This is a genomic window from Luteimonas sp. MC1828 (assembly GCF_016461615.1).
GTDB lineage: Bacteria > Pseudomonadota > Gammaproteobacteria > Xanthomonadales > Xanthomonadaceae > Luteimonas.
The window spans coordinates 600,009-617,169 of sequence record NZ_JAEMNY010000002.1; the positions used below are offsets into that span (position 1 = coordinate 600,009).

General features: G+C 70.4%; 15 protein-coding genes and 1 pseudogene. 15 read left to right on the plus strand and 1 reads right to left on the minus strand.

Annotation, left to right across the window (positions count from 1 at the left end):
• Positions 1–164 precede the first annotated feature (164 nt).
• The 14 genes and pseudogenes from mraZ to lpxC all read left to right on the plus strand — a co-directional run bounded on the left by mraZ (position 165) and on the right by lpxC (position 15,662).
• Positions 165–650 carry a division/cell wall cluster transcriptional repressor MraZ gene (gene mraZ / locus JHB91_RS12650; RefSeq protein WP_199473108.1) on the plus strand — a complete coding sequence of 162 codons (486 nt, stop codon included), beginning with the start codon at positions 165–167 and terminating at the stop codon, positions 648–650.
• Positions 647–1,603 (plus strand): 16S rRNA (cytosine(1402)-N(4))-methyltransferase RsmH, encoded by a 957-nt coding sequence (gene rsmH, locus JHB91_RS12655; RefSeq protein WP_343225102.1) that lies wholly within the window; start codon positions 647–649, stop codon positions 1,601–1,603. Before mraZ ends, rsmH begins: the two co-directional genes overlap by 4 nt.
• Complete coding sequence (ftsL, locus tag JHB91_RS12660; RefSeq protein ID WP_199373436.1) at positions 1,600–1,863, plus strand: cell division protein FtsL; 264 nt, start codon at positions 1,600–1,602, stop codon at positions 1,861–1,863. Before rsmH ends, ftsL begins: the two co-directional genes overlap by 4 nt.
• Positions 1,860–3,692 carry a penicillin-binding protein 2 gene (locus tag JHB91_RS12665; RefSeq protein ID WP_199473110.1) on the plus strand — a complete coding sequence of 611 codons (1,833 nt, stop codon included), beginning with the start codon at positions 1,860–1,862 and terminating at the stop codon, positions 3,690–3,692. The genes ftsL and JHB91_RS12665 overlap by 4 nt, the downstream gene beginning before the upstream one ends.
• A complete protein-coding gene (locus JHB91_RS12670) occupies positions 3,689–5,164 on the plus strand; it encodes a UDP-N-acetylmuramoyl-L-alanyl-D-glutamate--2,6-diaminopimelate ligase (protein ID WP_199473111.1) in 1,476 nt (491 codons plus the stop codon). The genes JHB91_RS12665 and JHB91_RS12670 overlap by 4 nt, the downstream gene beginning before the upstream one ends.
• Positions 5,161–6,549, plus strand: coding sequence for a UDP-N-acetylmuramoyl-tripeptide--D-alanyl-D-alanine ligase (gene murF, locus JHB91_RS12675; RefSeq protein WP_199473112.1), 1,389 nt, complete (start codon positions 5,161–5,163; stop codon positions 6,547–6,549). The genes JHB91_RS12670 and murF overlap by 4 nt, the downstream gene beginning before the upstream one ends.
• On the plus strand, positions 6,539–7,624 hold the full coding sequence (mraY, locus tag JHB91_RS12680; RefSeq protein WP_199473113.1) for a phospho-N-acetylmuramoyl-pentapeptide-transferase: 1,086 nt from the start codon (positions 6,539–6,541) through the stop codon (positions 7,622–7,624). Before murF ends, mraY begins: the two co-directional genes overlap by 11 nt.
• Positions 7,624–8,937 carry a putative lipid II flippase FtsW gene (gene ftsW, locus JHB91_RS12685; RefSeq protein ID WP_199473114.1) on the plus strand — a complete coding sequence of 438 codons (1,314 nt, stop codon included), beginning with the start codon at positions 7,624–7,626 and terminating at the stop codon, positions 8,935–8,937. The genes mraY and ftsW overlap by 1 nt, the downstream gene beginning before the upstream one ends.
• The gene (gene murC, locus JHB91_RS12690; RefSeq protein WP_199473115.1) at positions 8,934–10,382 is read left to right on the plus strand and encodes a UDP-N-acetylmuramate--L-alanine ligase; all 1,449 of its coding nucleotides are present in this window, start codon (positions 8,934–8,936) and stop codon (positions 10,380–10,382) included. The genes ftsW and murC overlap by 4 nt, the downstream gene beginning before the upstream one ends.
• The gene (locus tag JHB91_RS12695; protein ID WP_199473116.1) at positions 10,379–11,320 is read left to right on the plus strand and encodes a D-alanine--D-alanine ligase; all 942 of its coding nucleotides are present in this window, start codon (positions 10,379–10,381) and stop codon (positions 11,318–11,320) included. The genes murC and JHB91_RS12695 overlap by 4 nt, the downstream gene beginning before the upstream one ends.
• A pseudogene (locus tag JHB91_RS12700) lies at positions 11,317–11,997 on the plus strand (cell division protein FtsQ/DivIB); the annotation flags it as partial. The gene JHB91_RS12695 and the pseudogene JHB91_RS12700, both read left to right, overlap by 4 nt.
• 23 nt (positions 11,998–12,020) lie before the next feature.
• Positions 12,021–13,256 (plus strand): cell division protein FtsA, encoded by a 1,236-nt coding sequence (gene ftsA, locus JHB91_RS12705; RefSeq protein ID WP_182824922.1) that lies wholly within the window; start codon positions 12,021–12,023, stop codon positions 13,254–13,256.
• A gap of 128 nt (positions 13,257–13,384) precedes the next feature.
• Positions 13,385–14,623, plus strand: coding sequence for a cell division protein FtsZ (gene ftsZ / locus JHB91_RS12710; protein WP_199373427.1), 1,239 nt, complete (start codon positions 13,385–13,387; stop codon positions 14,621–14,623).
• Positions 14,624–14,753: 130 nt separating this feature from the next.
• Positions 14,754–15,662: a UDP-3-O-acyl-N-acetylglucosamine deacetylase gene (gene lpxC / locus JHB91_RS12715; RefSeq protein ID WP_199373426.1), complete on the plus strand. Its 909-nt coding sequence runs from the start codon at positions 14,754–14,756 to the stop codon at positions 15,660–15,662.
• A gap of 102 nt (positions 15,663–15,764) precedes the next feature.
• Here the strand turns inward: lpxC and JHB91_RS12720 are convergent, their stop codons facing one another.
• The gene (locus JHB91_RS12720) at positions 15,765–16,190 is read right to left on the minus strand and encodes a DUF721 domain-containing protein (RefSeq protein ID WP_199373425.1); all 426 of its coding nucleotides are present in this window, start codon (positions 16,188–16,190) and stop codon (positions 15,765–15,767) included.
• 120 nt (positions 16,191–16,310) lie between these two features.
• Between JHB91_RS12720 and JHB91_RS12725 the strand changes: the two genes are divergently transcribed.
• The gene (locus JHB91_RS12725) at positions 16,311–17,123 is read left to right on the plus strand and encodes a M23 family metallopeptidase (protein ID WP_233348231.1); all 813 of its coding nucleotides are present in this window, start codon (positions 16,311–16,313) and stop codon (positions 17,121–17,123) included.
• The last annotated feature ends 38 nt before the right edge of the window (positions 17,124–17,161 follow it).

Below are 17,161 nucleotides of genomic sequence, written 5' to 3' on the forward strand. Positions count from 1 at the left end.
CTAAACAGTTGCTTGTGGATAAACCTTGAACAAGTCTCTGAAGTTCGCCGCAAGTCCTTGACCTGCTTAATGAAATTCGTCACTCCAGCCTGTTGACAAGGGTTGTGGCCGCTCCTAAGGTGGCTACACGTGGGAAGACATGGATATTCGTGGTTTTCCTGCGCATGAAGCCCGCCGCAGACGGGCATGGAGTGACAGGCAACGTGTTCCAGGGCGAGACCGCCATCACGATCGATGACAAGGGCCGGCTGGCGATCCCTACCAGCTACCGGGAGCTTGTCGCGTCCGCGTGCTCGAACCGCCTGGTGGTCACGTACAACCCCTTCGAGAAGGGCTCGCTGTACCTCTACCCGTTCGCCCAGTGGGAGCGCGTGCGCGACCAGGTCAACGGGCTGTCCAAGGTCCGCAGGACCAACCGCGAGCTGCAGCTGAAGCTGGTCGGCGCCGCGGCGATCGTCGAACCCGACGGCAACGGCAGGATTTCCATCCCCGCCAGCCACCGCAAGGCGATCGGCATCGAAAAACACGCCGTGCTGCTTGGCATGGGCGACAAGTTCGAGCTCTGGAGTGAGCAGGCGCATCGCGAGCAGATCGAGCGGACCCTCGGGGACGACGACCTCGGCGACGACCTGGTCGGGCTGCTGTTGTGACCGCGGGTGCCGCGGATCGCCGCTCCGCGCACCTTCCGGTTCTGTATTCGCAGGTCATGGAAGGACTGCACGTGCGTGGGGACGGGACGTACCTGGATGGCACGTTCGGCCGTGGCGGGCACGCCCGGGGCGTGCTCGAAGCACTCGGACCGCAGGGCAGGCTGCTGCTGATGGACAAGGATCCCGACGCGATCACCGTGGCCGAACGCGAGTTCGGCTCGGACCCGCGCGTGGCGATCCGCCGCGGCAGCTTCGCCGACCTGGGCCGCTGGGACGCCGTGGCCGCCGGCCTCGACGGCGTGCTGTTCGACCTCGGCGTGTCCTCCCCGCAGCTCGACGTCGCCGAGCGCGGCTTCAGCTTCGGCCGTGACGGCCCGCTCGACATGCGCATGGATCCCGACAGCGGCGAGAGCGCGGCCCAGTGGCTGGCGCGTGCCACCGCCGACGAGATCGCCGACGTGCTCTGGACCTACGGCGACGAGCGCCTGAGCCGGCGCATCGCGCGCGCGATCGTCGAACGCCGCACCGATGCGCCGCTGCTGCGCACCGCGCAGCTGGCCGAACTGATCGCCTCGGTCATGCCGCGGCCCAAGCCCGGCCGCCACGAGATCCACCCGGCCACGCGCTCGTTCCAGGCGATCCGCATCCACATCAACCGCGAGCTGGGCGATCTGGAAGACGGGCTGGACGCCGCGTTCGCCGCGCTCAAGCCCGGCGGCCGCCTGGTCGTGATCAGCTTCCATTCGCTCGAAGACCGCATCGCCAAGCGCTTCATCGCGCGCCATGCCAAGGCGCCCGCGGGCAACCGCCGCCTGCCGGAGCCGGAGGCGTTCGTGCCCGGCCTGCGCGAGATCGGCGGCGCCACCAAGGCCGACACGGCCGAGCTCGCCGCCAACCCGCGCGCGCGCAGCGCGGTGCTGCGCGTGGCCGAGAAGCTGGAAGTGCGGCCGTGACCCGCTTCCTGGTGATCGTGCTGCTGGCGGCCAACGTGGTGGCGGCGATCGGCGTGGTGCACGCGCGCCACCGCCACCGCCAGCTGTTCGTCGAGCTGACCCGGCTCGAGCACGCGCGCGACGAGCTCAACATCGATTTCGGCCGCCTGCAGCTGGAACAGGCCACGTGGGCTGAAAGCAACCGCGTCGACCAGGTCGCGCGCACCCGCCTGGGCATGAAGTTCCCCGAGGCCGGCGAGATCGTGGTGGTGCGGCCATGAAGTTCGGCAAGGACCGCAACGGCGTCACCAAGCCCCGCGGCCGCGCACGCTTCGACCTGCGCGGGCGCCTGAAGATCGTCGCCGGCGGGCTGGGCCTGTGCGCGCTGGCGCTGGTGGCGCGCGCCGTCGACCTGCAGCTGGTCGACAACGCCTACTACCAGCAGAAGGCCGATTCGCGCTTCCTGCGCGAGATCCCGATCCCGACCTCGCGCGGCATGATCACCGACCGCAACGGCGAGCCGCTCGCCGTGTCGTCGCCGGTCGACACCGTGTGGGGCAACCCGCAGGAACTGCTGAAGTCGCCCGCGCGCCTGCCTGAATTGGCCGAAGCACTGGGCGTGCCGCTGGACGAACTCGAGCGCAAACTGGCGCAGCGCGCAGACAAGGAATTCGTCTACCTGCAGCGCCGCATCAATCCGGCCGCCGCCGAGAAGATCCTCGCGCGCAAGATTCCCGGCGTGTTCTCGCAGCGCGAGTTCCGTCGCTTCTACCCGCAGGGCGAGGCACTGGCGCACGTGCTCGGCTTCACCAACATCGACGACCTCGGACAGGAAGGCGTGGAGCTGGCGTTCGACGACTGGCTGCGCGGCACGCCGGGCGCGCAGAAGGTGATCCGCGACCGCCGCGGCCGCATCGTCGAGAACGTCGACCTGGTGCGCGCCGCGCAGCCGGGCAAGGACCTGGTGCTCAGCATCGACCGGCGCATCCAGTACCTCGCGCATCGCGAACTGCGCCGCGCGCTGCTGGAAACCGGTGCCAGCGCCGGTTCGGCGGTGGTGCTGGATGTCGCCACCGGCGAGATCCTCGCCATGGCCAACCTGCCCACGTTCAACCCGAACGCGGTCACCGGCGAGCACCGCGATGCGCGCCGCAACCGCGCGGTGACCGACCTGATCGAGCCGGGCTCGACGATCAAGCCGCTGACCGTGGCCGCCGGCATCGAGGCGGGGGTGATCGCCCCCGACAGCCGCGTGGACACCAGCCCGGGCTGGATCGCCAACGGCCGCTACCGCACCAGCGACTTCCGCAATTACGGCGTGCTGGATATCACCGGCATCCTGACCAAGAGCTCCAACGTCGGCGTCTCGAAGATCGTGCACCGGTTGCCGGACAAGACCTTCTACGACTTCCTGCGCCGCTTTGGCTATGGCCAGTCCACCGGCAGCGGCTTCCCCGGCGAGGCCGCCGGCCTGCTGCCGCCGCCGGCAAGCTGGAGCGGTACCAGCAAGCAGACGATGTCCTACGGCTATGGCCTGTCGGCCACGCCCCTGCAGATCGCGCACGCATACGCGACGCTTGGCAATCACGGCCGCGCGATGACCCCGACCCTGGTCAAGGGCCAGGGCGGCGAACCCGCGCAGGTGCTGGCGCCGGAGATCGCCGACGAGGTGGTGCGGATGATGCAGACCGTCACCGAGCCCGGCGGCACGGGCACGCGCGCGGCGATCCTCGGATACCACGTCGCCGGCAAGTCCGGCACCGCGCGCAAGGCCTCCGGTGGCGGATACGCGCGTCGCTACGTGGCCTTCTTCGCCGGCCTGGTGCCGGTGGACAACCCGCGCTTCTCGATGGCGGTGGTGATCGACGATCCCGACACATCGGCCGGCGTGTACGGCGGCGGCGCGGTCTCCGCGCCGGTGTTCCAGCGGGTGATGGATGGCGCGCTGCGCCTGATGGACGTGCCGCCGGACGACATCGACACCTGGCTGGCCGCGCAGGCCAAGGACCAGGCCAAGGCGCAGGCGGCGAACGCCCGGCGCCCGGCAGCCGTGGCCACGCTGCCCGACGCCACAGCGCCGGCAGCGGCCACCGTCGGGGCGCGCCCATGAGCCGGCGCATGCCACTCGCGGCGCTGCTGCCCGACATCGCCGCGGTGCCGGCGACGCTCGAGGTGTCCGGCCTGGTGCAGGACAGCCGCGCGCTGCGCGCCGGCGACGCCTTCGTCGCGATCGGCGGCTTCGGCACGCACGGCCTGCATTTCGCGCAGCAAGCGCTGGCCGATGGCGCTGCGGCGGTGCTGTTCGAGCCGCCGGTGCCGGCCGATATGCCGGCGCCACCGGCCGCCGCCATCGCGGTGCCCGGGCTGCGCGCGCGCATGGGCGCGATGGCGCATGAATTCCACGGCCGGCCCTCGGCGGCGATGACCACCGTCGGCGTCACCGGCACCAACGGCAAGACCTCCACCGTGCAGCTGCTGGCCCAGGCCTGGGAGCTGCTCGGTCGCCGTGCCGGCACCATCGGCACGCTCGGCGCCGGCCTGCACGGTGACGTGCGCGCCACCGGTTTCACCACGCCGCTGGTGCTGCAGACGCACGCGCTGCTCGCGGAGCTGCGCGATGCCGGCGCGGACGCGGTGGCGATGGAAGTCAGCTCGCACGCGCTCGATCAGGGCCGCGTGGACGCCGTGCGGTTCCAGCTCGGCGTTTTCACCAACCTCACCCGCGACCACCTCGACTACCACGGCGACATGGCCAGCTACGGCGCCGCCAAGGCGCGGCTGTTCGCGACGCCGGGCCTGGCCGCGGCGGTGGTCAACCTGGACGACGAGCATGGCCGCGCGCTGTTCGCGGCCTTGCCGGCGAGCCTGCAACGCGTCGGCACCAGCGCGCGTGGCGCGGATGGCGCCGGCGTGTCGGCCTCGGACATCGTGCTCGATGCCGCCGGCATCGGCTTCACGCTCGGTATCGCGGGCGACAGCGCAGCGGTGCGCTCGCCGCTGCTGGGCCGCTTCAATGTCGACAACCTGCTGGCGGTCGCCGGCGTGCTGCACGCGCAGCAGGTCGGCATCGGCGACATCGCGCGCGTGCTGGCGCAGCTGCAGCCGATCGCCGGGCGCATGAACCGCCTGGGTGGCAGTGCCGGCCAGCCGCTGGTGGTGGTGGATTACGCGCACACCCCCGACGCGCTGCAACAGGCGCTGGCCAGCCTGCGCGCGCACGCCAGCGGCCGCATCGCCTGCGTGTTCGGCTGTGGCGGCGAGCGCGACCGCGGCAAGCGCCCGCAGATGGCGGCGATCGCCGAAGCCGGCGCCGAAGTGGTGTTCGTCACCGACGACAACCCGCGCAACGAGGATGGCGACGCGATCGTCACCGAGATCCTTGCCGGCCTGCGCAACCCGGCCGCGGCGATCGTCCTGCGCGACCGCGCCGCGGCGATCACGCGCGCGGTCGGAACGGCGGGCGAGGGCGACATCGTGCTGGTCGCCGGCAAGGGCCATGAGCCCTGCCAGGAAATTGCCGGCGTGCGCCATCCCTTCGACGACAGCGACGTCGCGCGTCGCGCGCTGGAGGCCCGCGCATGAATCCGCTGGCACTGTCGCGCATCGCCCAGGCCTGCAACGGCCGTCTCGAAGGCGACGACATCGTGGTCGATGCCGTGGTAACCGACTCCCGCGGCCTGCACGCCGGCTCCGGCGCCGCGCTTTTCGTGGCGATCGCCGGCGACACCTTCGATGGCCATGACCACGTGGCCGCGGCGGCCGCCGCCGGCGCGCGCGCGGCGCTGGTTTCGCGCCTGGTGGATGCGCCGCTGCCGCAGGTGGTGGTGGCCGACACCGTCGCCGCACTCGGCTCGCTCGCCGCCGCGCTGCAGGCGCAGCGCAGCACGCTGGTGGTCGCGATCACCGGCAGCAACGGCAAGACCAGCGTCAAGCAGCTGCTGCTGCCGATCCTGTCGCGTTGCGGCCGCACCTACTGCAACCCGGGCAACCGCAACAACGAGATCGGCCTGCCGCTGGCGGTGATAGACGCACCGGATGATGCCGAGTTCGCCATCTACGAGATGGGCGCCGGCCAGCCCGGCGACATCGCCTACCTGACCGCCATCGCGCGGCCGCGGGTGGCGGTGGTGAACAACGTGGCGCCCGCGCACCTCGAGCGCATGGGCAGCCTGCTCGGCGTGGCCGACACCAAGGCCGCGATCTACGACGCGCTGCCCGACGACGGCACCGCGGTGCTCAACGCCGACGATGCGTTCGAACCCTATTTCGCCGAACGCGCGCACGGCCGCCGCCTGCTGCGCTTCGGCTTCGACGCGCGCGCCGACGTGCGCGCACGCGACGTGGTGCTCGGCGAGGACGGCACCACGTTCGTGCTGGTGGCGCGCGAAGGCGAGATCGCGGTGACGCTGCCGCTGCCGGGCCGCCACAACGTGGCCAACGCGCTGGCCGCCGCGGCGCTCGCGCTGGCGTGCGGCGCGGGGCTGGACGCGATCGCGGCGGGCCTGGCCAGCGTCGAGCCGGTCGCGGGTCGCCTGGTGCGCCATCGCCTGGCCGCTGGCGCCTGGCTGGTCGACGACAGCTACAACGCCAACCCCGGCTCGCTGGCTGCGGCCATCGACATCCTGGCTGCGGCACCGGGGGAAGGCTGGCTGGTGCTGGGCGACATGCGCGAACTCGGTGCCGACGCCGTCGCGCTGCACGAGGCCGCCGGCCGCCGTGCGCGTGATGCCGGCGTGGCACGCCTGTATGCACTGGGCGCGCTGAGCGCGGTCGCCGCCGAGGCGTTCGGCCCCGGCGGCGAGGTGCACGCCTCGCATGCCGAGCTCGCGGATGCGCTGGCCGCCGCGCTGGCAGCGGCCGCACCCGCTGCGGACGTTCCGACAATTCTGGTGAAAGGGTCGCGCGGCAGCGCGATGGATCGCGTGGTTGCCGCGCTGCTGACGAAGGACGACACCCATGCTGCTTGAACTCTCCCGCTGGCTGCAGCAGCTCGAAGGCCTGTTCGGCCTGTTCGGCTACCTGACCTTCCGCGGCATCCTGGCGGCGCTGACCTCGCTGTTCCTGTCGCTGTGGTGGGGCCCGGCGGTGATCCGCAAGCTCGCGCAGTACAAGGGTGGCCAGCCGATCCGCAGCGACGGCCCGCAGACGCATTTCTCCAAGGCCGGCACGCCGACCATGGGTGGCGCGCTGATCCTGGTCACGGTGCTGGCATCGGTGCTGCTGTGGGGCGACCTGCGCAACAAGTACGTGTGGGTAGTGCTGGGCGTGATGGTGGCCTTCGGCGCCATCGGCTGGTACGACGACTGGATCAAGATCGTCAGGCGCGACCCGAACGGCCTGAAGTCGCGCTGGAAGTACGCCGCGCAGTCGGTGTTCGGCCTGGCCGCGGCGCTGTACCTGTGGCTGTACGCGGACGTGCCCGCCGCCACCACGTTCTACGTGCCGTTCTTCAAGTCGATCGCGCTGCCGCTGGCCGGCGTCGGCTTCGTGGCGATCGCCTACTTCTGGATCGTCGGCTTCTCCAACGCGGTCAACCTGACCGACGGCCTCGACGGCCTGGCGATCATGCCGACGGTGCTGGTGGCCTGCGCGCTGGGCGTGTTCGCCTACGCGTCGGGCCATGCGCAGTTCTCCGAGTACCTGCAGATCCCGCGCGTGCCGGGCGCCGGTGAGCTGGTGATCATCTGCGCCGCCATCGCCGGGGCCGGGCTCGGGTTCCTGTGGTTCAACACCTATCCGGCCATGGTGTTCATGGGCGACATCGGCGCGCTGGCACTCGGCGCGGTGCTGGGCTGCATCGCGGTGATCGTGCGCCAGGAACTGGTGCTGGTGATCATGGGCGGCATCTTCGTCATCGAGACGTTGTCGGTGATGATCCAGGTGGCGTCGTTCAAGCTCACCGGCAAGCGCGTGTTCCGCATGGCGCCCATCCACCACCACTTCGAACTCAAGGGCTGGCCCGAGCCGCGCGTGATCGTGCGCTTCTGGATCATCTCGGTGGTGCTGGTGCTGGTCGGCCTCGCCACGTTGAAGGTGCGCTGATGGACCGCAGCCACGACCATTCCGCGCAGGCCACCCGGCTCGATGCCATCGCCGGCCGCTTCGACCCGTGGCTGCTCGCCGCGGTGGTCGGGCTGGCGGCGCTGGGCGTGGTGATGGTGGCGTCGAGTTCGATCGCCATCGGCGAGGACCTCGACGTCGGCCCGTTCTACTTCCTCACCCGGCACCTGGTGTTCCTGGCGCTGGGCGCGGGCCTCGCGTTCTGGGCGATGCGCACCGAGCTGAAGACCATCGAGCGCTTCGACCGCCTGCTGCTGGTCGGCTGCTTCCTGATGCTGGTGCTGGTGTTCGTGCCGGGGCTGGGCAGCAGCGTCAACGGCGCGCAGCGCTGGCTCAACCTCGGCGTGTCCAAGTTCCAGGCGGTCGAAGCGGTCAAGCTGATGTACATCGTGTGGCTGGCGAGCTACCTGGTGCGCTTCCGCGACGAGGTCAACGCCACCTGGGGCGCGATGCTGAAGCCGCTGGGCGTGGCGGTCGCGCTTATGGCGCTGCTGGCGCTGCAGCCGGACTTCGGCTCGCTGGCGCTGGTGCTGGCCATCACCGCCGGCATGCTGGTGCTGGGCGGCGTGCACCTGCCGCGCATGGCTGCACCCGTGCTGGCGCTGCTGCCGGTGCTGGCGCTGGTGGCGATCGCCGAGCCCTACCGCATGCGTCGCCTGACGTCGTTCATGGATCCCTTTGCCGATCCGTTCAACAGCGGCTACCAGCTGGCCAACGCGCTGATGGCGGTGGGCCGCGGCGAGCTGACGGGCGTGGGCCTGGGCGCGTCGATCCAGAAGCTGTCGTACCTGCCGGAAGCGCACACCGACTTCATCCTCGCGGTGATCGCCGAGGAACTCGGCTTCATCGGCGTGTGCGCGGTGATCGGCCTGTACGCGCTGCTGGTCGGGCGCGCGTTCTGGATCGGCCTGAAGTGCGTGGAGATGCGTCGCCACTTCGCCGGCTACTGCGCATTCGGCATCGCGCTGTGGATCAGCCTGCAGAGCCTGGTGTCGATCGGCGTCAACCTCGGCTTGCTGCCCACCAAGGGGCTGACCCTGCCGCTGGTGTCGTCGGGCGGCTCCAGCGTGCTGATGACCTGCGCCGCGATGGGCGTGCTGCTGCGCGTCTCCTACGAACTCGACCGCGCCCAGCGCCAGGTCGCGCGCCTGCGCGGCGAGGGCGCCGCGGCTGCGCAGGCCCCGATGCCGCCGCCACCCGATACCACCCAGCCGACGCCTTCGCTGGCCGCGCGCGGCACCAGCCGCCTGCGCCAGCGCGTCGAACCCACCTTTGCACCGAGGGCCCGGGCATGATGCGCCGCCTTGATGAAAGCCACGGCATCGCGATGGCCGACTTCGCACGCCGCCATTCGCGCGTGCACTTCGTCGGCATCGGCGGCACCGGCATGAGCGGCATCGCCGAGGTGCTGCGCACGCTGGGCTACGACGTCTCCGGCTCGGACACTGCCGACAATGCCGTGACGCGCCGCCTCGCCGGCCTCGGCATCGCCATCCACCGCGGCCACACCGCGGCGAACGTGCTCGGCAAGGACGTCGTGGTGGCGTCGAGCGCGATCCGCGCCGACAACCCCGAGCTGCTCGAGGCGCGTGCGCAGCGCATCCCGGTGGTTCCGCGCGCGGAGATGCTGGCCGAGCTGATGCGCTTCCGCCGCGGCGTGGCCGTGGCCGGCACCCACGGCAAGACCACCACCACCTCGCTGCTGTCGAGCGTGCTGGCGGAAGGTGGCCTGGACCCGACGTTCGTGATTGGCGGCAAGCTGCTCGCGGCCGGCGCCAACGCGCGCCTCGGCGGCGGCGAATGGCTGGTGGCCGAAGCCGACGAAAGCGACGGCAGCTTCCTGCGCCTGAACCCGCTGGTCGCCATCGTCACCAACATCGACGTCGACCATCTCGAGAACTACGGCGGTGACTTCAGCCGCGTGCAGCAGGCGTTCTCCGAATTCCTGCACCGCCTGCCGTTCTACGGTCTCGCGGTGCTGTGCCTGGACGACCCCGAGGTCGCCGCGCTGGCCGGCAACGTGTCGCGCCATGTCATGACCTACGGCTTCCACGACGATGCCGACGTGCGCGCCGTCGATGTCAGCCAGTCGGGCCCGAGCATGCACTTCACGCTGTGCCTGCCCGACGGCTCGCGCACCGCTGTGCAGCTGGCGTTGCCCGGCCGCCACAACGTGCAGAACGCGCTGGCCGCGGCCACGGTGGGCTGGCAGCTGGGCGTGTCCACCGATGCCATCGCCGCCGCACTGCGCGGCTTCGAGGGCATCGGCCGTCGCTTCAACATGCTGGCCGAACTCACCACCGCGCGCGGTGCCAAGGTGCAGCTGGTCGACGACTACGGTCATCATCCCAACGAGCTCGCCGCGGTGTTCGAAGCCGCGCGTGGCGGCTGGCCCGAGCGCCGCCTGGTGGTGGCGTTCCAGCCGCACCGCTACAGCCGCACCCGCGACCTGCTCGACGATTTCGCCGGCGTGCTGTCGGGCGTCGACGCGCTGGTGCTGACCGAGGTCTACCCGGCCGGTGAAGCGCCGATCGCCAACGCCGATTCGCGCGCGCTGGCGCGTGCCATCCGCGCGCGCGGCCGCATCGATCCCGTTGTCGTGGGCGGCCCGTCGGAGCTGCGCGACGTGCTGCCCGACATCCTCCAGGACAACGACCTGCTGCTGGTCATGGGCGCCGGCGACATCGGCCACGTCGCGCAGCAGCTGGCCAGCGAAGGCTTCCCGGAGGAGGCCGCATGACCGCATCCGTCCTGCCTCCGCTGCGCACCACCCACGCCGCAGACTTCGGTCGCGTCGCCGTGCTGATGGGCGGTGCCAGCGCCGAGCGCGAGGTGTCGCTGGACTCCGGCCGCAACGTGCTGGCCGCGCTGCAGTCGCGCGGCGTGGACGTGGCCGCGGTGGACGGCGTGCCCAACCTGCTGCGCGAGCTGCAGGACCGCCAGTTCGACCGCGTGTTCAACATCCTGCACGGCGGCGACGGCGAGAACGGCGTGCTGCAGGGCGTGCTGCAGGCGCTGCGCGTGCCGTTCACCGGCTCCGGCGTGCTGGGCAGCGCGCTGACCATGGACAAGGTGCGCACCAAGCAGGTGTGGATCGCCGCCGGCCTGCCCACGCCGCGCTTCGAGCGCCTGCCGAAAGGCGCCGACCTGCGCGCCGCCGCCGAGGCGCTGGGCTACCCGGTATTCGTCAAGCCGTCGTGCGAAGGCTCCAGCGTCGGCGTGTTCCGCGTGCTGGCGCCGGCCGACCTGGCGCCGGCCATCGAGTTCGCCGCCGGTTACGACGGCGAGCTGCTGATGGAGCAGATGGTGCAGGGCGACGAGCTCACCGTCGGCATCCTCGGCGACGTGGCGCTGCCGTCGATCCGTATCGTGCCGGCCGGCGAGTGGTACGACTACCACGCCAAGTACATCGCCGACGACACGCAGTACCTGTGCCCCGGCATGTCCGGCAGCGACGAGGACGCGATCCGCGCGCTGTCGCTGCAGGCGTTCCTCGCCGCGGGGTGCAGCGGCTGGGGCCGCGTGGACGTGATGCGCGACAACGCGCGCGGGCTGCAGCTGATCGAGGTGAACACCGCGCCGGGCATGACCAGTCATTCGCTGGTGCCCAAGGCTGCCGCCGTACTCGGCTGCGACTACGCCGAACTGTGCTGGCGCGTGCTGGAGCAGACGCTGTGAACGCGCTGGCGCGGATCCTGGCCTGGACCCTGGCGGTGGCGCTGATCGCGCTGCCGGTCGTCGCCGTGGTCAAGGGCTGGATCGGCGCCGAGCGCTGGCCGCTGCGCACGCTGCGCATCAACGACAACCTGCAGCAGGTCGACGCCGCGAAGGTGCGCGAAGCGGTGCTGCCTTACGCCACCCAGGGCTTCTTCGCGATCCGGCTGGACGAGGCCCGCTCCGCCGTCGCGGTGCTGCCGTGGGTCGACCATGCGGAAGTCAGCAAGACCTGGCCGGATGTGCTGGAAGTGCGGGTGCACGAGCACCGCCCGTTCGCACGCTGGGGCACCGACAGCCTGTTGTCGCAGCAGGGCAAGGTGTTCCCGGCCGCGGGCGTCACCGCACCGGCCGGCCTGCCGATCCTGCACGGCCCGGCCGCGCGTACCGCCGACGTGGTGGCCCTCTACAACGAGTCGCGCACGCTGTTCGCGCCCACCGGCTATGGCGTGACCGCGCTGCTGCTCGACAGCCGCGGCAGCTGGACGCTGGTGCTTTCCAACAACACCGAAGTCGTGATCGGCAGCCACGAGGCGCGCCTGCGCCTTGCGCGCTTCGCGCGGCTGCTGCCGCAGCTCATGGCCCAGACGCCCAGGCCGCTGGCCCGCGCCGACCTTCGCTACACCAATGGCTTTGCCCTGACATGGGCCAAGGAACAAAACGCATGAACCGCAAAGGCGACAAGGCCCTCATCGTCGGCCTCGACATCGGCACCTCCAAGGTCGTGGCCCTGGTCGGCGAGTATTCGCCGGGCAACCCGATCGAGGTGATCGGTATCGGCAGCCACGAATCGCGGGGCCTGAAGCGCGGCGTGGTGGTCGACATCGAGTCGACCGTGCAATCCATCCAGCGCGCCGTGGAAGAGGCCGAGCTGATGGCCGGCTGCGAAATCCGCTCGGTGTACGCGTCGATCTCCGGCAACCACGTGCAGTGCAAGAACTCGCCGGGCATCGTGCCGATCCGCGACGGCGAGGTCACCTGGGGCGACCTGGACCGCGTGCTCGACGCCGCCAAGGCCGTCGCCATCCCCGCCGACCAGAAGATCCTGCACGCCATCCCGCGCGAGTACGTGCTGGACGATTCGCAGGAAGGCATCCGCAATCCCGTCGGCATGACCGGCGTGCGCCTCGAGGTGCACGCGCACCTGGTGGTGTGCGCGCAGTCGGCCGCCGCCAACATCTCCAAGTGCGTGCAGCGCTGCGGCCTGCAGATCGACGACCTGGTGCTGTCGTCGCTGGCGTCCAGCACCGCGGTGCTGACCAGCGACGAGCGCGAGCTGGGCGTGGTGATGGTCGACATCGGTGCCGGCACCACGGACCTGGCGGTGTTCGTGCAGGGCGCGATCTGCCACACCGCGAGCCTGCCGATCGCCGGCGACAAGGTCACCGAGGACATCGCGCACATGCTGCGCACGCCCACCCCGGAAGCCGAGCAGATCAAGGTGCGCTACGCCTGCGCGCTGGCGCAGCTGGCGACCAGCGAAGAATCGATCCAGGTGCCCAGCGTCGGCGACCGCCCGCCGCGCAGGCTGCCGCGGCAGTCGCTCGCGCAGGCGGTGCAGGCCCGCTACGAGGAGATCTTCGAGATGGTGCAGGCCGAACTGCGCCGCTCGGGTTTCGAGCAGCACGTGCGCGCCGGCATGGTGCTCACCGGCGGCTCGGCAAAGATGGAAGGCGTGGTGGAACTGGCCGAGGAAATGCTGCAGATGCCGGTGCGCGTGGGCATCCCGCAGCACGTCACCGGCCTGGGCGAAGTGGTCAACAACCCGGTGCACGCCACCGGCGTGGGCCTGCTGCTGATGGGCAGCCAGATCGAGCATCCGCGGCGCCCGGTGATCCCGAGCGGCCGCGCCGGCAGCCTGCTGAAGAAGATCAAGACCTGGTTCAACGGCGAGTTCTGAGATGGACGCGAACACACCGCGCGCCGGACCCCCGCGGGCGAGGCGACGAAAACGAAAACGCAGTTTGCAACACCTGGCAATGCCGCGACACGACAACAGCAATACATAACTACATAAAGGACACGGACATGGCGCACTTCGAACTGGTTGAAAAAATGGCCCCCAACGCGGTCATCAAGGTCATCGGCGTGGGCGGCGGCGGCGGCAACGCGGTCGCGCACATGGTCAACGGCAGCGTGGACGGGGTGGAATTCATCACAGCCAACACCGACGCGCAGGCCATCCGCACCTGCGGCGCGCGGCTGCAGCTGCAGCTCGGCACTGGCGTCACCAAGGGCCTCGGCGCCGGCGCGAACCCCGAAGTCGGCCGTCAGGCCGCGCTCGAGGACCGCGACCAGATCATGGCGGCGCTGCAGGGCGCGGACATGGTGTTCATCACCGCCGGCATGGGCGGCGGCACCGGCACCGGTGCGGCACCCGTCGTGGCGCAGCTGGCCAAGGAGATGGGCATCCTGACCGTCGCCGTGGTCACCAAGCCGTTCCCGTTCGAAGGCCGCCGCCGCATGCAGGTCGCCCTCAAGGGCATCGAGGACCTGAGCCAGCATTGCGACTCGCTGATCACCATCCCCAACGAGAAGCTGATCACCGTGCTCGGCCGCAACGCCACCATGGTGCAGGCCTTCCGCGCCGCCAATGACGTGCTGCTCGGCGCCGTGCAGGGCATCGCCGACTTGATCGTCCGCCCGGGCCTGATCAACGTCGACTTCGCCGACGTGCGCACCGTGATGAGCGAGATGGGCCTGGCGATGATGGGTACCGGCACCGCCCGCGGCGACGACCGCGCGCAGGCCGCCGCCGAGTCCGCGATCCAGAACCCGCTGCTCGACGACGTCAACCTGGCCGGCGCCAACGGCATCCTGGTCAACATCACCGCTGGTCCGGACTTCACCATGAGCGAGTTCGACGAAGTCGGCCGCACCGTGGAGAACTTCGCCAGCGAGGACGCGACCATCGTCATCGGCACCGTGCTCGACCCGGACATGCAGGACGAGGTCCGCGTCACCGTGGTCGCCACCGGCCTGAACCGTGGCCACGTGCGCCAGACCGGCCGCGACACGGCCTTCGGCGAAGCTCCGCGCCAGCGCCCGCACGTGCAGCTGATCAACACCCAGGGCCGTCGCGACGGCACCACCGGCATGTTCATCGAAGAGGATGACGGCCAGGCGGTGGCGCCGGCGTCCGCGGTGGGCGGGTTCGGCCTGCGCCGTGGTTCGGCGGAGCCGGCGGCGGCCACCCCGGCCGTGGCGGACTTCGGCAGCGACAGCTACCTGGACATCCCGGCGTTCCTGCGCCGCCAGGCGGACTGACCGCGTGCCGCCGTTCCTTCCCCCGTGCGCGGGGGAAGGGGCGGTGCGTTCAGGTTCAGCGGATGGCGTGGTAAATTGCGAACCGCTTTCATCTGCCGCGCTGCGACGCCGGCGTCCCCACAGAGCCCCCATGGTCCAGCAGCGCACCATCAAGAATGTCACCCGCGCCACCGGCGTCGGGCTGCACAGCGGTGAAAAGGTGTACCTGACCATGCGTCCGGCCGCGCCCGACGCCGGCATCGTGTTCCGCCGCGTCGACGTGGAGCCGCCGGTCGAGATCCCGGCCGACGCCATGCTGGTCAGCGAGACCACGCTGTGCACCGGCCTGTCGCAGGGCGGTGCCAAGGTGCAGACGGTCGAACACCTGATGTCGGCGCTCGCCGGACTGGGCATCGACAACATCCTGATCGAGCTGTCGGCGCCGGAGGTGCCGATCATGGACGGCTCGTCGGGTCCGTTCGTGTTCCTGCTGCAGTCGGCGGGCATCGTCGAGCAGGACGCGCCAAAGCGTTTCATCCGCGTCAAGCGGACCGTGGAGGTGCGCGACGGCGACAAGATCGCCCGCTTCGAGCCCTACGACGGCTTCCGCCTGGGCTTCACCATCGAGTTCAACCACCCGGCCATCCCGACCAGCCAGTCGCGCGCCGAGGTGGAATTTTCCACCGAGAACTACATCCGCGAGGTCAGCCGTGCGCGGACCTTCGGCTTCATGCACGACCTTGAATACATGCGCGACCGCAACCTCGGCCTCGGCGGCTCGATGGACAACGCGATCGTGCTCGACGACTTCCGCGTGCTCAACGACGACGGCCTGCGCTACGCCGATGAATTCGTGCGCCACAAGATCCTCGACGCGGTGGGCGACCTGTATCTCGCCGGGCACCCGGTCATCGGTGCCTTCGAAGGCTTCAAGTCCGGGCACGCGCTGAACAACACGCTGGTGCGCGCGCTGCTCGCGGACCGCTCGGCCTGGGAAGAAGTCACCTTTGCCGAGGCCGGCACCGGCCCGGTGGTCTACGGCGCCCTGCAACCCGCCTGAACGCGCCGCGATCCGGGTAACCCGGGTCACAATTTTACGAAAAATTAACGAAAATGGCGCCGGCAGCACCGGTTCCGTTAACTTTTCACGTCGCCTCGACGTTTAGGATGTCCCGTCGCGCAAGGATGCCAAGGCGGCCCGCAACGATTCGGGAGCGGTCGCCGACAGGGGAAGTACGGTTGTTTCTGTCCGCGCAGGCGGGAGAAGCGGCTGGGTGGTGGTCCTGACCTTGAGCTCGTTGACGTCCAGTCCGTTCGATCGGGCGGCCTCGATGAGTCCCGGAGCGGCAAGCCTGAGTTTGGCGTTCCAGATTGGCGAATCCACCAGATAGACCAGCTTCGCGCCATCCACATTCGCAAGCCGCGCGTGCGCGGCCAGTGAAGGTGGCAAGTGGGGACGGAGCAGGCGGTCCAGAGCGTCGAGCCACATGGCGCGCTGGATCGGACGGCCGGCGGTATCGGCCAGAAGCGCGTCGAGGGCAGCGCGTGGACCTCGGGGGATTGCCTGCTTGGATCTGGAACTGGACATCTGATGACTCTACACCGCTCACTTCAACATTCGCAGGACTGGCTCCTGCAATACGCCCGCCGCAGCGCCCTTCGGGTCGCGCGCGTCGCCGGCCGCAAACCGCTCGCCGCCGCTGCTGCCATGCTGGTGCTCGGCACCACGCTCGGTGCCAGCCTGCAGGCCGGGCACGTGAACAACCTCCAGGCGCAGCTGCAGACGCAGGACGCGCGCCTTGATGACACCCGCCGCGCCGCGCAGCGCGAGGTGAATGCACTGGCCGCCCGCCTCGGCGAGCTGCAGGCCCAGGCCAACCGCCTGAACGCGCTCGGCGACCGCCTGACCCGCGTGGCCCAGCTTGGCGACGGCGAATTCGACTTCAACCGCCCGGTGGGCGTGGGCGGCTACGGCCCGGTCGGCGACATGCCGGCCACCGAGCTGCGCGAGGGCATCGCCCAGGCGGGTTCCGAGCTCACCGGCGCCGGCAGCCAGCTCTCGGTGCTCGAGTCGCTGCTGTTCAACCGCGAGCTCGACCGCAACGCCGTGCCCTCGCGTTCGCCGGTGGCCGCCAGCTACATCACCTCCGGCTTCGGCCGCCGCGCCGATCCGTTCGGCGGCGGCGCCGCGTACCACAAGGGCATCGATTTCGACGCCAACACCGGCGACGCGGTGATGTCGGTCGCCGACGGCGTGGTCAGCTATTCCGGCGTGCGCTCGGGCTACGGCAACGTGGTCGAGGTGGACCACGGCAACGGCTACGTCACCCGCTACGCGCACAACTCGCGCAACGTGGTGAAGGTGGGCGACCTGGTGCGCGTGGGCCAGCAGATCGCGCGTGCCGGCTCCACCGGCCGCAGCACCGGCGCGCATGTGCACTTTGAGGTCTGGGAAAACGGCCGCGTCGCCAACCCGCGCCAGTTCCTCGGCGACCAGCAGGCGGTCGCCAAGCGCGGCTGATCCTGCGCCGGGGGGCTTGATAGGCGGCCTGCAGACCC

Coding starts and splice junctions, on each gene's coding strand:
- JHB91_RS12695 (WP_199473116.1), top strand. CDS start 10,379: ATGACCGCATCCGTCCTGCCTCCGCTGCGCACCACCCACGCCGCAGAC.
- mraZ (WP_199473108.1), top strand. CDS start 165: ATGAAGCCCGCCGCAGACGGGCATGGAGTGACAGGCAACGTGTTCCAG.
- JHB91_RS12670 (WP_199473111.1), top strand. CDS start 3,689: ATGAGCCGGCGCATGCCACTCGCGGCGCTGCTGCCCGACATCGCCGCG.
- ftsZ (WP_199373427.1), top strand. CDS start 13,385: ATGGCGCACTTCGAACTGGTTGAAAAAATGGCCCCCAACGCGGTCATC.
- mraY (WP_199473113.1), top strand. CDS start 6,539: ATGCTGCTTGAACTCTCCCGCTGGCTGCAGCAGCTCGAAGGCCTGTTC.
- murC (WP_199473115.1), top strand. CDS start 8,934: ATGATGCGCCGCCTTGATGAAAGCCACGGCATCGCGATGGCCGACTTC.
- JHB91_RS12665 (WP_199473110.1), top strand. CDS start 1,860: ATGAAGTTCGGCAAGGACCGCAACGGCGTCACCAAGCCCCGCGGCCGC.
- JHB91_RS12725 (WP_233348231.1), top strand. CDS start 16,311: ATGCTGGTGCTCGGCACCACGCTCGGTGCCAGCCTGCAGGCCGGGCAC.
- ftsA (WP_182824922.1), top strand. CDS start 12,021: ATGAACCGCAAAGGCGACAAGGCCCTCATCGTCGGCCTCGACATCGGC.
- murF (WP_199473112.1), top strand. CDS start 5,161: ATGAATCCGCTGGCACTGTCGCGCATCGCCCAGGCCTGCAACGGCCGT.
- JHB91_RS12720 (WP_199373425.1), bottom strand. CDS start 16,190: ATGTCCAGTTCCAGATCCAAGCAGGCAATCCCCCGAGGTCCACGCGCT.
- ftsW (WP_199473114.1), top strand. CDS start 7,624: ATGGACCGCAGCCACGACCATTCCGCGCAGGCCACCCGGCTCGATGCC.
- lpxC (WP_199373426.1), top strand. CDS start 14,754: ATGGTCCAGCAGCGCACCATCAAGAATGTCACCCGCGCCACCGGCGTC.